Origin of the sequence: Amycolatopsis sp. NPDC048633, from assembly GCF_040650695.1 — a bacterium.
Lineage (GTDB): Bacteria > Actinomycetota > Actinomycetes > Mycobacteriales > Pseudonocardiaceae > Amycolatopsis.
On record NZ_JBEZHS010000068.1, the window covers coordinates 1 to 16502 of the forward strand.

Annotated in this window: 10 protein-coding genes; 9 read left to right on the forward strand and 1 reads right to left on the reverse strand. The window is 72.0% G+C overall.

What is annotated here, in order from left to right; all coding sequences use genetic code 11:
- Positions 1-220 precede the first annotated feature (220 nt).
- The 5 genes from cmk to AB0C38_RS48495 all read left to right on the forward strand — a co-directional run bounded on the left by cmk (position 221) and on the right by AB0C38_RS48495 (position 8833).
- The gene (gene cmk, locus AB0C38_RS48475; RefSeq protein ID WP_360688198.1) at positions 221-925 is read left to right on the forward strand and encodes a (d)CMP kinase; all 705 of its coding nucleotides are present in this window, start codon (positions 221-223) and stop codon (positions 923-925) included.
- Between the two features lie 122 nt (positions 926-1047).
- A complete protein-coding gene (locus tag AB0C38_RS48480; RefSeq protein ID WP_360688201.1) occupies positions 1048-1650 on the forward strand; it encodes a lysophospholipid acyltransferase family protein in 603 nt (200 codons plus the stop codon).
- A gap of 16 nt (positions 1651-1666) precedes the next feature.
- The gene (gene der / locus AB0C38_RS48485) at positions 1667-3136 is read left to right on the forward strand and encodes a ribosome biogenesis GTPase Der (protein WP_360688175.1); all 1470 of its coding nucleotides are present in this window, start codon (positions 1667-1669) and stop codon (positions 3134-3136) included.
- A gap of 255 nt (positions 3137-3391) precedes the next feature.
- Positions 3392-7330, forward strand: coding sequence for a Pls/PosA family non-ribosomal peptide synthetase (locus AB0C38_RS48490; RefSeq protein ID WP_360688178.1), 3939 nt, complete (start codon positions 3392-3394; stop codon positions 7328-7330).
- An 87-nt stretch (positions 7331-7417) separates the two neighbouring features.
- Positions 7418-8833, forward strand: coding sequence for a M1 family metallopeptidase (locus AB0C38_RS48495; protein WP_360688181.1), 1416 nt, complete (start codon positions 7418-7420; stop codon positions 8831-8833).
- Between the two features lie 92 nt (positions 8834-8925).
- Here the strand turns inward: AB0C38_RS48495 and AB0C38_RS48500 are convergent, their stop codons facing one another.
- Complete coding sequence (locus tag AB0C38_RS48500) at positions 8926-9762, reverse strand: class I SAM-dependent methyltransferase (RefSeq protein WP_360688184.1); 837 nt, start codon at positions 9760-9762, stop codon at positions 8926-8928.
- A gap of 50 nt (positions 9763-9812) precedes the next feature.
- On the opposite strand from AB0C38_RS48500, the gene AB0C38_RS48505 reads away from it, so the two are divergent.
- The 4 genes from AB0C38_RS48505 to AB0C38_RS48520 all read left to right on the forward strand — a co-directional run bounded on the left by AB0C38_RS48505 (position 9813) and on the right by AB0C38_RS48520 (position 16328).
- A complete protein-coding gene (locus tag AB0C38_RS48505) occupies positions 9813-10439 on the forward strand; it encodes a helix-turn-helix domain-containing protein (RefSeq protein ID WP_360688187.1) in 627 nt (208 codons plus the stop codon).
- 143 nt (positions 10440-10582) lie between these two features.
- Positions 10583-12874, forward strand: a complete 2292-nt coding sequence (locus AB0C38_RS48510) for a glycoside hydrolase family 95-like protein (protein ID WP_360688190.1) — start codon at positions 10583-10585, stop codon at positions 12872-12874.
- Positions 12875-12899: 25 nt separating this feature from the next.
- On the forward strand, positions 12900-15176 hold the full coding sequence (locus tag AB0C38_RS48515; RefSeq protein ID WP_360688193.1) for a Tat pathway signal sequence domain protein: 2277 nt from the start codon (positions 12900-12902) through the stop codon (positions 15174-15176).
- Positions 15177-15338: 162 nt separating this feature from the next.
- Entirely contained in the window at positions 15339-16328 is a 990-nt protein-coding gene (locus AB0C38_RS48520; protein ID WP_360688196.1) for a peptidylprolyl isomerase, read from the forward strand.
- Positions 16329-16502: the final 174 nt, after the last annotated feature.

Here is a 16502-nt window from a genome sequence, read left to right on the forward strand (position 1 = left end):
TTGGGGTGACTGTATTACATCCGGGTGCCCTACCGACCCCGGCCGCCCCGCGGCCCCGGCCGGCCGGCTCGCGTACCCGGCCCGTCGGCTCGCGTGCCGGGCGGGGCGGCCCGCGCGCGGGCCGACTGATCTCCTCCGGGGCCCGACCGGCAGAATGGACCCCGGCGGAGAACGAGACGAGAACGCGAGGAGAGTGCCGGTGACGGGAGCCCTACGAGGTGTGGTCGCGCTGGACGGCCCGTCGGGGACCGGGAAGACCACCGTCGCGCGCAAGCTCGCCCAGCGCCTCGGCGCCGGCTATCTCGACACCGGCGCCATGTACCGGATGGTCACTCTCGCCGTGCTGCGCGCGGACGTCGACCCGGCCGACGCGGTCGCGGTCGCCGCGCTGGCCGACAAGACCGACTTCGGCATCGGCACCAGCCCGGACCGGCTGGAGATCCGGCTGGCCGGTGCGGACGTCGCCGCCGACATCCGCGGTCCCGAGGTCACCAAGGCCGTTTCGCCCGTCTCGGCCGTGCCGCACGTGCGTGAGCTGCTCGTCGCCCGGCAGCGGCAGATCATCGACGACGTCGTCGAGCACCGGGGCGGGATCGTCGTCGAGGGCCGGGACATCGGCACCGTCGTCGCGCCGGACTCGCCGCTGAAGGTCTACCTCACCGCGTCCGCCGACGTCCGCGCCTCGCGCCGCAGCACCCAGGACTCCGCCGCCGGGCGGAAGTCGTCGGTCGCCGACGCGCTCGCGTCCGTCGAACGCCGCGACCACCTCGACTCCACCCGCACGGCCTCGCCGCTGCGCGCGGCCGACGACGCCGTGCACGTCGACACCTCGGAACTGTCGATCGACCAGGTGATCGTCGCCCTCAGCGAACTGGCCAGCCACCGCGGCCTGCTGGCGGGGTGCAACGCAGAGGTAGCTCGATGAGCGCTGGGTCTTCTGGGGCCGAGCCCCAGACCCCAGCCGGGGGGCGGGCCCCCCTGGGCCCCCCGAAAGCGGCTCGCGGACTGCCCGAGGGCTCCGTCGGCTGGCTCCACGACGCCGGGCGGATCTTCGGCCGGTACCATCTGCGTGCGGTCTTCCGGATCCGCGTGCACGGGCGCGAGCGGATGCCCGCGACCGGGCCGGTGCTGGTGATCGCCAACCACAGCTCGTTCATCGAGCCGCAGCTGATCTTCGGAATGCTGCCGCGGCGTTCGGCGTTCCTGGTCAAGGCCGAGCTGTTCGCCGGGCTCGCCGGGAAGTTCTTCCTGGCGATCGGGCAGATCCCGCTCAAGCGCGGCGCGATCGACCGCAAGCCGCTGATGACGGCGGTCGGCGTGCTGAAGGACGGCGGAGTCGTCGGGATCTTTCCCGAAGGCACCCGCGGTGCCGGGGACGTCGGTGCGGCCGAACGCGGCGCGGCCTGGCTGGTCCGGGCCTCCGGCGCGACCGTGCTCCCGGTCGCGACGCGGGGCACGCGCAAGCCCGCGGACGGCAAGCGGCGCTGGCGCCCACGCGTGGACATCCTCGTGGGGGAGCCGTTCACGCCGAAGGTCGGCCTCGGGAAGACCGGGCTCGACCAGGGCACCGAAGAGCTGCGCGGCGAGCTCGCGGCGCTCGTGAAGACTTTGGACGATTGGCGTACCGAAAACGGTTTCGTTACGCCATAAGGGAAATTGGGTTCTGATGGAAGAGATCGACAGCGTCGGCGAAGTCGACGGCACTTGGTCGGACGAGACCGAGTTCGCCAGGCTCGACGCACAGATCGAGGCGGCGGAAGCGGCCGAGGAGGCTGCCCTCGCGCAGCCGGTGCTCGCCGTGGTCGGCCGGCCGAACGTGGGCAAGTCCACGCTGGTCAACCGCATCATCGGCCGCCGCGAAGCCGTGGTCCAGGACGTGCCGGGGGTCACCCGCGACCGCGTCGCCTACGACGCCTACTGGGGCGGGCGCAAGTTCACCCTGGTCGACACCGGCGGCTGGGAACCGGACGCGACCGGGCTGCAGGCCTCCGTCGCCGCCCAGGCCGAGCTGGCCATGCAGACCGCGGACGCGATCCTGCTGGTGATCGACGCCTCGGTCGGCGCCACGGCCACCGACGAAGCCGCCTCCAAGGTGCTGCGCCGCTCGAAGAAGCCGGTGCTGCTGGTGGCCAACAAGGTCGACGACGACCGGCTGCTCGCGGACACCGCGTCGCTGTGGTCGCTCGGCCTCGGCGAGCCGCACCCGGTCAGCGCGTTGCACGGCCGCAGCTCCGGCGACCTGCTCGACGCCATCCTCAAGACGCTGCCCGAGGCGCCGCGCGAAGGCCTCGCCGCGACGTCGGGCCCGCGGCGCGTCGCGCTGGTCGGCAAGCCGAACGTCGGCAAGTCGAGCCTGCTGAACAAGCTGTCGGGCGAGGAGCGCTCGGTCGTCGACTCGGTGGCCGGCACCACGGTCGACCCGGTCGACTCGCTGGTCGAGCTGGACGGCGAGACCTGGCGGTTCGTCGACACGGCGGGCCTGCGCAAGCGCGTCAACTTCGCCGCGGGCGCCGAGTACTACGCCTCGCTGCGCACCAAGACCGCGATCGACGCGGCCGAGGTCGCGGTCGTGCTGCTGGACGCCGGCGAGCCCATCTCGGAGCAGGACCTGCGGGTGCTGACCATGGTCGTCGAGGCCGGGCGCGCGTGCGTGCTGGTGTTCAACAAGTGGGACCTGGTCGACGAGGACCGCCGCCACGCCATGGTCCGCGAGCTGGACCGCGGCCTGGTCCGCGTGCCGTGGGCCGAGAAGGTCAACGTCTCGGCGCTGACCGGCCGCTCGGTGCGCAAGATCGCCCCGGCGCTGCGGACGGCGCTGGCGTCGTGGGACAAGCGGGTGCCGACCGGCCAGCTCAACGCCTGGCTGTCCGACCTGATCGCGGCCACCCCGCCGCCGGTCCGCAGCGGCAAGCAGCCGAAGGTGCTCTTCGCGACGCAGGCGGGCATCCGGCCGCCGACGCTGGTGCTGTTCACCACCGGCTTCCTCGAGGCGGGCTACCGCCGGTTCATCGAGCGCAGGTTCCGCGAGCAGTTCGGCTTCGAAGGCAGCCCCGTTCGGGTGAATGTGCGCATCCGTGAAAAGAAGGCGCGCCCGAAGGCCGGCGGAAAAGCGGCCAGGCCCGCCAAGTCCCGGTGATTTCCTGCCGTCCCGGCCGGCGTGATCTTCTCGAATGCGACCTGGATCACGCTGGTCAGGGCGGTGGCGGTGAGGTCCGACACTCCGTCGTGATCTCGAAGATATCTTTCCTTCATCTGCGGGTATGGTGAAGGGTCGTTGCGGGCGCCTCATTCAGGAGTGCAAGCCCGGTGAGGCTCGCGGAAGGTGAGTGGTGGGCTTGCGCGCCCATAGTTCGTCCCTGCACGTCTTCGTCGTGGTCGAGGTGACGGCCCGATGACCGTCACGATCGAACCCGCCGAATCGGCCGCGGAAATCACCGCGCCGCTGACCTGTGTCGCCGAGGTGACGCACGCGCCGTCGACGGCGCCGGTCGCCGACCGGGCCCTCTTCTGGTCCGGCCTCGGCGCCAGCGAGCGCACCCTGCTCGACATCCTCACCGCCACCGCCGAGCGGCACCCCAACGCCGCCGCGATCGACGACGGCGCCACCACGCTGACCTACCGCCGGCTCCTCGAAGAGATCGACACCTACGGTCGCCGTCTGCGCGGTTACGGCGTCGGCCTCGGTGACCGCGTCGGCATCCGGATCTCCTCCGGCACGGCTGAACTGTACGTCGCGATCCTCGCCACCCTGTCCGTCGGCGCCGCCTACGTGCCGGTAGACGCGGACGACCCGGACGAGCGCGCCGAGCTGGTCTTCGAAGAAGCCCAGGTCGCGGCGGTCGCCACCGACGGCAAGATCAACGTCCACAGCACGCCCGGCGGCCGCACCGGCGTCCCCGGCCCGGCCGACGACGCGTGGATCATCTTCACCTCCGGCTCCACGGGCAAGCCCAAGGGCGTCGCGGTGAGCCACGCGAGTGCCGCCGCGTTCGTCGACGCCGAAGCCGAGCTGTTCCTCACCGAGGAGCCGGTCGGCCCGGGCGACCGCGTCTTGGCCGGCTTGAGCGTCGCCTTCGACGCCTCCTGCGAAGAGATGTGGCTGGCCTGGCGCCACGGCGCCTGCCTGGTCCCGGCGCCGCGCGCGCTGGTCCGCACCGGCGTCGACCTCGGCCCGTGGCTGGTCGCGCAGCGGATCACCGTCGTCTCCACCGTGCCGACGCTGGCCGCGCTGTGGCCCGCCGACGCCCTCGAAGACGTCCGCCTGCTCATCTTCGGCGGCGAAGCGTGCCCGCCGGAGCTGGCCGAGCGCGTCGCCGTCGAAGGCCGCGAAGTCTGGAACACCTACGGCCCGACCGAGGCCACCGTCGTCGCCTGCGCCGCGCAGCTGACCGGCGAAGCCCCGGTCCGCATCGGCCTGCCCCTCTCCGGCTGGCAGCTGGCCGTGGTCAACGACGACGGGCAGCCGGTCGCCATGGGCGAAACCGGTGAGCTCGTCATCGGCGGGGTGGGTCTGGCCCGCTACCTCGACGCCGAGAAGGACGCGGAGAAGTTCGCGCCGCTGCCGTCGCTGGGCTGGCAGCGCGCCTACCGCTCGGGCGACATGGTCCGCGCCGAAGCCGAAGGCCTGCTGTTCCTCGGCCGGCTCGACGAGCAGGTCAAGCTCGGCGGCCGCCGCATCGAGCTGGGCGAGGTCGACGCCGCGCTCCAGTCCCTGCCGGGCGTGCAGGGCGCGGCCGCCGCGATCCGCCGCACCAAGGCGGGCAACCAGGTCCTCGTCGGGTACGTCGTTCCCGCGCCCGGCGCGACTTTCGACCACGACCAAGCCGCGACCCGGCTGCGCGAGCACCTGCCCGCCGCGCTGGTGCCGCTGCTCGCCGTCGTCGAAGACCTGCCGACCCGCACCTCCGGCAAGGTCGACCGCAACGCCCTCCCGTGGCCGCTGTCCACAGTGGACGCCACCGGGCTTTCGCCGACCGAGACGTGGCTCGCCGAAGGCTGGGCCGAGATCCTCGGCGTGTCGGTCGACGACCCGAAGGCCGACTTCTTCACCCACGGCGGCGGCAGCCTGACCGCCGCCCAGGTCGTCGCGCGCATCCGTACCCGGCACCCGCAGGTGTCGGTCGCCGACATCTACCAGTTCCCGAAGCTGGGCGCGCTGGCCGCGATGCTGGACGCGTTGTCCGGCCAGGCCACCGAGCGCCGTGACATCGCGCCGACCCCGCGGCGCGCCGGCGTCATCCAGACGCTCCTGATGGTTCCGCTGATGGGCCTCGTCGGGCTGCGCTGGGCGACGCTCGCCGCGGCGCTGTCGAACGTGCTGTCCCTGCTCGGGTTCGGCTGGGCGCCGACGCTGAACTGGGCGTGGGTCGCCCTGGCCTGGGTCGCGCTGTTCAGTCCCGCCGGCCGGATCGCGATCGCCGCGGGTGGTGCGCGCGTGCTGCTGTCCGGGGTGCGCCCCGGCACCTACCCGCGCGGCGGGAGTGTCCACTTGCGACTGTGGACGGCCGAGAAGCTCGCGGAGTTCAGCGGCGCGGACAGCGTCGCCGGCGCCTCCTGGATGACGACCTACGCCAAGGCGCTCGGCGCGCGGATCGGCAAGGACGTCGACCTGCACTCGCCCCCGCCGGTCACCGGCTTCCTCAAGCTGGGCCGCGGCGCGGCGATCGAGCCCGAGGTCGACCTCACCGGCCATTGGGTCGACGGCGACCGCGTGCACATCGGCAAGGTCCGCGTCGGCGCGGAAGCCCGGATCGGCGCGCGCAGCACACTCTTCCCGGGCGTCCGCATCGGCAAGGGCGCGGAGATCGCGGCCGGGTCGACCGTCCGCGGCGCGGTGAAGGCCGGCCAGCACTGGGCCGGTTCGCCCGCAGCGCCCGTCGGCAAGGACGGCAAGGACGCGAAGGACGCGCTGAAGTGGCCGTCGAGCCGCCCGCCGCGTTCGCACTTCTGGGCCACGGTCTACGGCGTGACCTCGCTGCTCCTCGGCTTCCTCCCGGGCATCGCCGCGCTGGCGGGCGTCGCCGTACTCGGATATGCGATCACCGGCGCGCCGACCCTGCTGGCCGGGTTCACCCAGGCGCTGATCTTCGTGCCGGTCGCGACCGCCGCGTACTTCCTGACCTACATGCTGTTCGTGCTGGCCGGGGTCCGGGCGCTGAGCATCGGCATGGTCGAGGGCTACCACCCGGTGCACGGCCGCGTCGCGTGGCAGGTCTGGGCCACCGAACGGCTGATGAGCATGGCCCGCGAAGGCCTGTTCCCGTTGTACGCCAGCCTGTTCACGCCGGTGTGGCTGCGGCTGCTCGGCGCGAAGGTCGGCCGCAACGTCGAGGCGTCCACCGTGCTCGCGCTGCCGAAGATGACCAAGGTCGACAGCGGCGCGTTCCTGGCCGATGACACCATGGTCGCCACCTACGAGCTCGGCCACGGCTGGCTGCACGTCGCCCCGGCGCGGATCGGCAAGCAGGCCTTCCTCGGCAACTCGGGGATGACCGCGCCCGGCCGTTCGGTGCCGAAGCGCGGACTCGTGGGTGTTTTGTCCTCGACGCCGCTGCGAGCGAAGAAGGGCTCGTCGTACCTCGGCATGCCGCCGCTGCCGGTGCGCCGCGCGATCGGCGACGCCGACACGAGCCGCACCTACACCCCGGCCCTGCACCTCAAGGCGGCGCGGGCGCTGGTCGAGCTGTGCCGGATCATCCCGGTCATGTGCGGGGTCGCGCTGACCGTCTCGGTCGCCTTCGGGCTGCTGTGGGCCGCGACGGCGTTCGGCTTCGGTGTCGCCGCGCTGCTGGCCGGGCCCGCCCTGCTGGCCGCCGGGATCGTCGCGGCGCTGACCGCGACCGTCATGAAGTGGCTGCTGGTCGGGAAGTTCCGCGAGGTCGACCACCCGCTGTGGAGCTCCTTCGTCTGGCGCAACGAGCTCGCCGACACCTTCGTCGAGGCGCTCGCGGTGCCGTGGCTGATCGGCTCGATCGGCGGCACCCCGCTGCTGAGTGCCTGGCTGCGCACCATGGGCGTCAAGATCGGCCGCGGCGTGTGGCTGGAGACGTACTGGCTGCCGGAGGCCGACCTCGTCGAGCTCGGCGACGGCGCGACGATCAACCGCGGCTGCGTCGTGCAGACGCACTTGTTCCACGACCGGATCATGAGCATGTCGCGGGTGGCGCTCGGCGAGGGCGCGACGCTCGGCCCGCACGGCATCGTGCTGCCGGGCGCCGGCATCGGCGCGCGCACCACGGTCGGCCCGGGTTCGCTGGTGACCCGCGGCGACGAGGTGCCGGCCGACACCCGCTGGCTCGGCAACCCGATCTCCGCGTGGACGGGTAAGTAGAAGGTCACGAAGTACGCGCCCGGCTCGCCGGACTCACCCGTCCGTGCGAGCCTGGTTCGAGTACGCACTAGGAAAGGTTCGACACGGGTGACTTCGAAGGCTCCCGCTCCGGCACCCGGCGCGGACACCTCCGGTGATCCCTACCTCCCCGCCCACGGCAACGGCGGCTACCGGGTCCGGCACTACGACCTGAACCTCGACTACAAGGTCGCGCCGAACCGGCTCTCGGCCTCGGCGGCGATCACCGCGGAGGCGACGCAGGCACTTTCCCGTGTCAGCCTGGACTTCGGCGAGTTCCGGATCAACCGCGTGCTGGTCGACGGGAAGCCCGCGAAGTACCTGAAGCGCGGCGCGAAGCTGCATGTGCGGCCGGCGAAGCCGATCGCGGCGGGCGCCGCGTTCCTCGTCGAGGTGCACTACGTCGGCAACCCGCGCCCGGTGCGGAGCCGCTGGGGCGACGTCGGCTGGGACGAGCTGACCGACGGCGCGCTCGTGGCGAGCCAGCCGGTCGGTGCGCCGTCGTGGTTCCCGTGCAACGACCATCCCGCGGACAAGGCGGCCTACCGCGTGACCGTGACGACGGCGTCGCCGTACCTGGTCGCGGTCACCGGCAACCTGGTGGACCGCTACACCGCGGCGAGCACCACGCGCTGGGTGTACGAACGTCCCGAGCCGACGGCGACGTACCTGATGAGCGTGCAGGTCGGCCGCTACGACGAGCTCGAGCTGACCGGCCGCGGCTGGGCCCCGCACACGGGGGTGAGCGCTCGCCGGCTGATGCTCGGCTTCGGCCACGGCCGCGTCGAGTCGGTCCTCGAATCGGTCCCGCAGCGGGCCGCGGTACCCCCGCGGCTGCGCCGCCTCTTCGAGCGCGACTTCGGGCGGCAGGGCCGGATGCTGGAGATGCTGCAGCGGCTGTTCGGCCCGTACCCGTTCGGCGAGTACGTCATCGTCGTCACCGACGACGAGCTCGACGACCCGATCGAGGCACAGGGCATGGCGATCTTCGGCGCCAACCACGTCGACGGCCGCCGCACCCACGAGCGGCTCGTGGTGCACGAGCTGGCCCACCAGTGGTTCGGCAACAGCCTGACGGTGGCCGACTGGCGCCACATCTGGCTCAACGAGGGCTTCGCGACCTACGCCGAGTGGCTGTGGTCGGAGGAGTCGGGCGGGCAGTCCGCGCAGGCGCTGGCCCGCGGCTGGCACACGCGGATCAAGGCCAAGCCGGCCGACGTCCGGATCGCCGACCCCGGTGTGGCCCGCATGTTCGACGAGCGCGTCTACAAGCGGGGGGCGCTGACGCTCCACGCCCTGCGCGCGGAGATCGGCGACCCGGCGTTCTTCGCGCTGCTGAAGGCGTGGACGGGCGAACACCGGCACGGTCTGGTCACGACGGAGGGGTTCGTGGCCATGGCGGAAGCGTATGCGGCCCGGTCGCTGAGCCCGTTCTTCACGCGCTGGCTGGAGACGCCGGCGTTGCCCCCGCTGCCGGGCGCCTGATCCCGCGTATCCCGCGTTTGTGGTGTCATGAAAGACCCTTTCATGTCGTCTGGCGAGGTGAAAGGGTCGTTCATGACGTCCGGGCCTGCCGCTCAGGGACGGGTGGCTTCGACCAGCCAGACCGCGCCCGAAATGCGGACACCTTCCGGCGTCTCGAACGCTTCGAGCCCATCCCGCAGCTGTTCGCGCGTCCGCTCCACGACGCCCGGGTCGAGTCCGGCCAGGTTGCTGCGGACCGGCCCCTGGCCGAGGATGAACTCGGCCGCGTCGGCGGCGTCACGGCCGTAGTCCATCGGCGCGGTGACCGGCTCGATCCGGATGCCGGTGAACCCGGCCGCGTCGAGCACTTCGCGGATGCGGGCCGGGTCGACCAGTGAGCCCATGCCGCGCGAGGCAGGCGACGGTGCGCGCAGCAGGGGCTTGAGCGCGCTGGTGGCGCGGGCGTAGTCACTGTCGGGCCCGCCGCCCTGCGGGCCGATGAACGCCAGCCGCCCGCCGGGCCGCAGCCCGCGCAGGACGTTGGCGAACGCGGCGACCGCGTCCTCGAAGAACATCACCCCGCCCCGGCTGAGCGCGACGTCGAAGCCGGCGTCCGGGAAGTGGTGGACCTGGGCGTCGCCCTGCTCGAACCGCACGTTGGCGATGCCTTGGGCCGCCGCGTCGGCGCGGGCGCGCTCCAGCATCGGGGCCGAGAGGTCGACGCCGACGACGTTCCCCCGGCCGGCCTGCCGTGCTGCCAGCAGCGTGACGTGGCCCGTCCCGCAGCCGACGTCGAGGACCCGGTCGTCCGGGGCGATCGCGGCGGCGCGGAAGAGGTCGTCGTTGAAGGCCCCGACGATCGCGTTGTACCGCGCGCGGTTCTGCGCCCAATGCACGCCCTCCCAGCCGTTCCAGGCTTCGGCTTGCCGGGCGTTGGCGATGGCTGGCATGCGGACCTCCCGTGCTTACTAGAGCGACACTCTAGATGTACACTCCAGTAATGGCTGAGCGCAAGAAGCGGGTCCGCGACGCTCCCCGGACGCGCCGGCGGATGCTGGAAGCGGCCCGCGAGCTGTTCCTGCGCAACGGCTACGGCGCGACGACCCTCAAGGAGATCGCCGACCTGGCCGGCGTCGCCGTGCAGACGATCTACTTCACCTTCGGCAACAAGCGCGTGCTGCTCAAGGAACTGGTCGACGTCGCGATCGCGGGGGATCTCGAACCGGTCGCCACGATGGACCGGCCGTGGTTCCGGGAGGCCCTCGCGGCCCCGACGGCCGACGCGCACCTGCGGCTGCACGTCCGCGGCACGCGCGGGATCCTCGAACGCGTCGCCCCGATCGTCGAGATGCTGCGCGCGGCCGCCTCGACCGACCCGGCGCTCGCCGGGCAGTGGGACGACGATGCCGACCCGCGGTTCGCCGTCCACCTCGAAGCCGCCCGGTCCCTGATCGCCAAACCGCGCGCACGCGCCGGGGTGAGTGCCGAGCACGCCGCCGACCTGCTGTTCGGCGTGCTCAGCCCGGAGCTCTACCAGGTGTTCGTCCGCGACCGCGGCTGGTCGCCGGAGCGGTGGGAGAGCTGGGCGGCCGACACCCTGGCGTCCCAGCTCTGCCAGGACGCCTGACTTTCGCCGCGCCGCAGATACATCGGATGTCTCTGCGGCTTTCTGGGTGAACGACCCTGGCTTTCTGAGGCTCTGTCTGCAAACATGGCCGGACGCCGCCTGTGGACCTCCTGAAACGTAGTATGAATGCGAAAGGACGCTTCATGGACGCAGTGTCGCGGCGTACCGTCCTCCGCTCCGCCTCGGTCGTCGCGGGTGCCGCCGCGTTCGGCGGGCTCTGGGCCCGAGCCGCGCCTCCCGCGCTCGCCGCCGGAAAGCCGCACCGGGACGTCGCCGCCGACGCGCGCATGATCTGGAAGCGGCTGCCGAAGAACTGGCGGGAGGGCCCGTTCCTGGCCAACGGCTACCTCGGCGCGCAGGTCTACGCCGGGAAGACGCCGCAGGTGCTCAAGGTGATGCTGAGCCACACCCAGGTGCAGGACCAGCGCGTCCGGTGGGAGGCCGGGATCGGGCTGTCCCGGCTGCCGATCGGCTTCCTCACGCTCACCCTGGCCGGCGCGATCACCGCCGTCGACTGGACGCTCGACCTCTACAACGCCGAGCTCGGCGGCACGATCACCACGACCCAGGGCTCGGTCGCGTTCTCCGCCGTGGTGCACAACGACCTGGGCGTGCTGCTCGTCTCGCTGACGCCGAGCGCGGGGGAGGCCGGCGCGGCGTGGGCGTTCCAGCCGCTGGAGTCGGCGACCACCCGGACCGTCCGCAAGCCGCCCGAGTACGTCGCGAACCCCGTGCCCGAGCTCGGCGACGGGTACTGCGCGCAGCCGATGCTCGCCGGTGGGGGCTATACGACGGCGTGGCGTGAACGTCGGATCGGTGCGCGACGGCTGCTAGCCGCGACCGTCGCCTACAGCTTCCCGGGTACGACACACACGGCGGACGCTTTATCGGCTGTTCGGAAAGCGCTTGCCGCGAACCCGGACGCCCTGCTCGCCCGCCACCGCAGCTGGTGGAACGACTACCACGCGCGCAGCTTTGTTTCGGTGCCGGACAAGCAGGTCCAGCGGTTCTACTGGATCCAGCTCTACAAGATCGCGGCCGCCACGCGGGCGGGCGGGCCGGTCGTGGCCGAGTGGGGACCGTGGTTTCCCGAGGTCGGCAACAGCTGGACCGCGGTCTGGTGGAACCTCAACGTCCAGGTCACCTACCCGATCGTCAACAGCAGCAACCAACCCGAGCTCGACGCCGTCACCGTGACCTTCCGGCGCGACCACACCAACCTCGAGATGTCCGTGCCTCCCGCCTACCGCGACGGCGACACCTACGCGCTCTCGCACCCGGGCGACTGGCGGCTGCGGCCCGGCGGCACCCGGTCGGTCGGCGTCCCCGGGACGACGTCCAAGACGGACCAGACGGGAAACCTGTTGTGGGGCCTGCACAACGTCTGGCTGGCCTACCGCCACCACCTGGATCGGCGTGTGCTGCGCGATGTCCTGTACCCGACCCTGGCGAAGGCGCTGAACTTCTACCGTCACTTCCTCTTCACCGGCCCGGACGGGTTCCTGCACCTGCCGCTGACCCGGTCGCCGGAGTACGCCGACGCGGCCGACTGCACCTACGACCTGTCGCTGATCCGCTGGGCGGCCCGTACGCTCGCCGACACCGCGCGGATCCTGCGTCTCGACGAGCCGCGCGTCCCGATCTGGCGGGAGATCGGCGCGAAACTGGTGCCCTACCACGAGACCGCCGCCGACGGGGTGCTGATCGGCGACGGCGTGCCGCTGGCCGCGTCGCACCGGCACTTCTCGCACCTGCTGTGGCTGTACCCGCTGCGGGAGAAGGTCTGGGACCGGGCGGGCGACCGCGACCTCATGACACGGACGTTCCAGCACTGGGTCGCCGACCAGACGGCGTGGCACGGGTACAGCTACGCGGCCGCGTCGTCGATGAGCTCGGTGATGGACACGCCCGAGGAAGCGTTGCGCTACCTGAAGTTCTTCCTCGACCGGAACGTCGTGGCCGACACCGAGCTGACCGCGAACACGATGTACCGCGAGGGCTCCAACTTCGCGATCGAAAGCCCGATCACCGCCGCCCAGTCCGTTGTGGACATGCTCATGCAGGGATCCGGCGGGGTGCTCAAGGTCTTCCCGTCGGTGTCGGCGACCTGGCGCGACGCCTCGATCGCGGGCCTGCGCGCGGAGGGCGCGTTCCTCGTGGACGCCTCGCGCCGCGACGGGAAGACGGAGTTCGTGCGCGTCCACAGCGAAGCCGGCGAGCCGCTGGTCCTGCAGCACGGCGTCGCCGGGGACGTCGACGTCCGCGACGAGCACGGCCGGCGGCTGCCGTGGCGCCCGGCCGGGCCCGGGCGGATCGCGATCGGGCTGCGGCGCGGCGGCACCGCCGTCGTCACCCCGCACGGCGGGCGCCCGGACCTCGCGCCCCGGGACGTCCCCGCCCTCGGCCCGGCACCGGCTTGGGGCCTGCCGAGCTGAATCCGCTTTCGACAAGGAGGTCGGAATGGACATCACGCGAAGGACCGTGCTCGGCGGGGCGCTCGCCGGAATCGCCGCCGGTGCGGCGGGCCTCACGCCCGCCTTCGCCGACACCCCCGGCAGCGACGACTTCGGCTGGCCCGGGTTCCTCGGCACCGCGGACCTGCACTGGCGGCGCATGCCGAAGACCTGGTACGAGGGACCGTTCCTGGGCAACGGTTTCCTCGGCTCGGGCATCTACGCCGAGCCCGGGCGGAACGCGATCCGCGTCAACGTCCAGCACAGCCAGGTCCAGGACCACCGCCCGGAGTTCGGCTCGCTGTTCGGTCTCGCGCGGCTGCCGATCGGGTACTTCACCCTCGAACCGGTCGGCGCGATCACCGCGGTCGACTGGCGGATGGACCTGTGGAACGCCGAGCTGACCGGCACGATCACGACGGCGGCCGGCAACCTGAGCCTGCGCGCAATCGTCCACACCGGACAGTCGCTGCTGGCCGTCGAGATCCGGCCGTCCGAAGGGGAACGGGCGTTCAAGTGGGTGTTCCACCCGGCGGTGGCGGTCAGCCCGCGCGCCGACCCGGTGTGGAACAAGCCGCCGCCCGCCGGCTACACCGCGAACCCGCCGGTGCAGCTGTCCGGCAGCGGTGACGCGCGGCTGGCCGTCCAGCCGCTGCTGGCCGGCGGCGAGCACGTGACGGCCTGGCGGGAGGTCACCCGCGGCGGCACGCGCACGCTGTACACGTCGGTGGCGTGGTCGCACCCGGCGAAGACGTCGGTGGCGCGGGCGCTGGGCACGGTGCGTCGAGCTCCCGCTTTCGCCGCGCTCACCCAGGACCACCGGCGCTGGTGGCACGACTACTACCGGCACAGTTTTCTGTCCATTCCGGACACCCGGATGCAGAGCTTCTACTGGATCCAGCTGTACAAGATCGCGTCGGCGGCCCGGCGGGAGGCGCCGGTGATGGCGACGTCCGGGCCGTGGCTGGAGAACACGCCGTGGCCGGCGACGTGGTGGAACCTCAACGTCCAGCTCGAATACTGGCTCATCCACGGCTCGAACCACCTGGAGCTGGACGCCGTCAGCTACGCCCTGGACAAGTACCGCGGCAACCTGACCAGTCAGGTCGCGTCGCCGTACCAAGCCGATTCCGCCGGCATCCCGCGCACGACCGACATGACCCTGCTCAACGGCGTCTCCGACGCCACGAGCGGTTTTCCCGTCGGTGTCCCCGGGCAGGACCCGCCCACTCCGGAGGTCGGCAACCTGACCTGGGCGCTGCACAACGTGTGGCTGTCCTACCGTCATACAATGGACCTCGCGCTGCTCCGGGAGACGCTGTTCCCGTTGCTGCGCAAGGCGATCAACTACTACCTGCACTTCCTCGCACCGGGCCCGGACGGCAAGCTGCACCTGCCGCCGACGTTCTCGCCCGAGTACGGCGTCGACGCCCCGGACTGCAACTACGACCTCTCGCTGATCCGCTGGGGCTGTCGCACGCTGCTACAGACTGCGCCCGGCGACCCGCTGGCGCTGAAGTGGCGCAACGTCCTGGCGACGCTGGTGGACTACCCGGCCGATGTGAACGGGTACATGATCGGCGCGGGCGTGCCGTTCGCGAAGTCGCACCGGCACTACTCGCACATGCTGCAGATCTACCCGCTGTACGACGTCACGTGGGAGCAGCCGGAACACCGGCAGATCATCGAGACGTCGCTGAACCACTGGGTCGGCTTCGAGGGTGCGCTGCAGGGCTACACGTTCACCGGGGCGGCGTCGATCTCGGCGCAGATGCTGCGCGGCGAGCAGGCGGCGTTCTACCTCGGCGAGCTGCAGCAGCGGTTCATCCAGCCGAACACGATGTACAAGGAATCGGGGCCGGTCATCGAGACGCCGTTGTCGGCGGCGAAGTCGATGCAGGACATGCTGGTGCAGAGCTGGGGCGGCGTGGTCCGGTTGTTCCCGGCGGTGCCCGCGGCCTGGGGCGACATCGCGCTGCGGGACTTCCGGACCGAAGGCGCGTTCCTGCTCAGCGCGTCCCGGGCGGGCGGGAAGACACGCTGGCTGAAGGTGCACAGCGAGGCGGGGGCGCCCTGCGTCCTGCGGCCGGGCATCGAGGGAGAGCTCGTGGTGACGGACGCGCGGGGCCGGTCGCGGCAGTGGCGGCGGCTGGGCAACGGTGACGTCCAGGCCGAGCTGGGGCGCGGTGAGGACGCCTTCGTGTACCGGAAGGGGGATCGGCCGGACTTCGGAGTGCGGCCGGTGGCGCCGTCCGGGCCGAGCGCGCCGTGGGGTTTGCCGTGAGGGGGTGATCGGGCCTGCCCTCTGCGCTCGGCCGGCCGGCGCGCGGACCTGGTCGGGCCTGCCGAACCCTCGTCGCCGGCCGTGATCCGCACCTCCTTCCCGGATTCCCACCCGGGGAGGAGGTCTTCGCGGCACAATGGGCGGCTGACGAGGGGAGCCGGGATGAGCGAGCCGGGGGCACCGGGGCAGCGGCCGGACGGGGAACGTCCGAACGGGCCACCACCACCGCCGCCGCCCGGCCCGGGGTATCCCGCGGGCCCGCAGCAGCCCTACCAGCAGTTCTCCCAGTACCCGCAGTGGCAGCCGCCGGTACCGCCGAAGAAGACTTCACCCGCCGCCGTCGTGCTGATCGTCGGCTCGGTCATCGTCGTCATCCTGATGGCGCTGGCTTTCCTGGCCTGGGGCTACCCCGGCTTCCTGCGCGAGCCGGACGCCAAGGGCGCCATCGGCACCGCGCCGGCCGCGTCGACGACGTCCCCGACCCCGACGCCGACGACCTCCAGCGTCCCGGCGGCGCTGCCCGGCGGCGGCCGGTCGGCGATGCCGAAGCGGACGAAGCCGCTGGCCGATCCGGTGACGTGCGCCTTCACCCCGGACCCCACCTCGCCGGCGCCGAAGAAGGTCCTCCCGCCGGCCGACAGCCCGGCGTCGTCCTCAGGGACGGTCCCGGTGTCCCTCGCGACGAGCGCCGGCGACATCGGCCTCACGCTCGACCGCGCGCTCGCCCCCTGCACCGTGGTCAACTTCCTCAGCCTGGTGAAGCAGGGCTTCTACGACGGCACGTCGTGCCACCGGCTGTCCGTGACCGACGGGCTGCAGATGCTCCAGTGCGGCGACCCGGTGGGCGACGGCACCGGCGGCCCCGGCTACACGATCCGCGACGAGGTGTTCCCCGAGCTGACCTACGGCCGCGGCGTCCTCGCCATGGCGAAGACGGCCGAGCCCGACTCGGGCGGCTCCCAGTTCTTCCTCGTCTTCGGCGACGTCCGGATCTCCCCGGAGTACACGGTGTTCGGCACCATCGACGACGCGGGCCTCGGCGTCCTGGACAACGTCGCCCGCGGCGGCATCGACCCGTCCCGCCCCGGCATCGGCGACGGCAGCGGCCCCCCGAAGATCCCGGTCACCTTCACCCAGGTCACCACCCCGTGAAGGAAGAGCCGACACGCGTGATTGAAAGGTCGACACGCGTGATCAAGGGGTCGACACGAGCTTCCGCGGCCGGTTCCGCTGGAGTTACCCCCTGGGACCGGACACCTTGATTCCAGACACTGGTCTGGAGGGAGGATGTCCTGATGTCGCGCAGGTCGAAATATCCGGAGCAGT

What these genes read in the sequence shown, in the direction of transcription:
- AB0C38_RS48505 (WP_360688187.1), top strand. Translation starts at nt 9,813, where the DNA reads ATGGCTGAGCGCAAGAAGCGGGTCCGCGACGCTCCCCGGACGCGCCGG.
- AB0C38_RS48515 (WP_360688193.1), top strand. Translation starts at nt 12,900, where the DNA reads ATGGACATCACGCGAAGGACCGTGCTCGGCGGGGCGCTCGCCGGAATC.
- AB0C38_RS48510 (WP_360688190.1), top strand. Translation starts at nt 10,583, where the DNA reads ATGGACGCAGTGTCGCGGCGTACCGTCCTCCGCTCCGCCTCGGTCGTC.
- AB0C38_RS48500 (WP_360688184.1), bottom strand. Translation starts at nt 9,762, where the DNA reads ATGCCAGCCATCGCCAACGCCCGGCAAGCCGAAGCCTGGAACGGCTGG.
- AB0C38_RS48520 (WP_360688196.1), top strand. Translation starts at nt 15,339, where the DNA reads ATGAGCGAGCCGGGGGCACCGGGGCAGCGGCCGGACGGGGAACGTCCG.
- der (WP_360688175.1), top strand. Translation starts at nt 1,667, where the DNA reads ATGGAAGAGATCGACAGCGTCGGCGAAGTCGACGGCACTTGGTCGGAC.
- AB0C38_RS48490 (WP_360688178.1), top strand. Translation starts at nt 3,392, where the DNA reads ATGACCGTCACGATCGAACCCGCCGAATCGGCCGCGGAAATCACCGCG.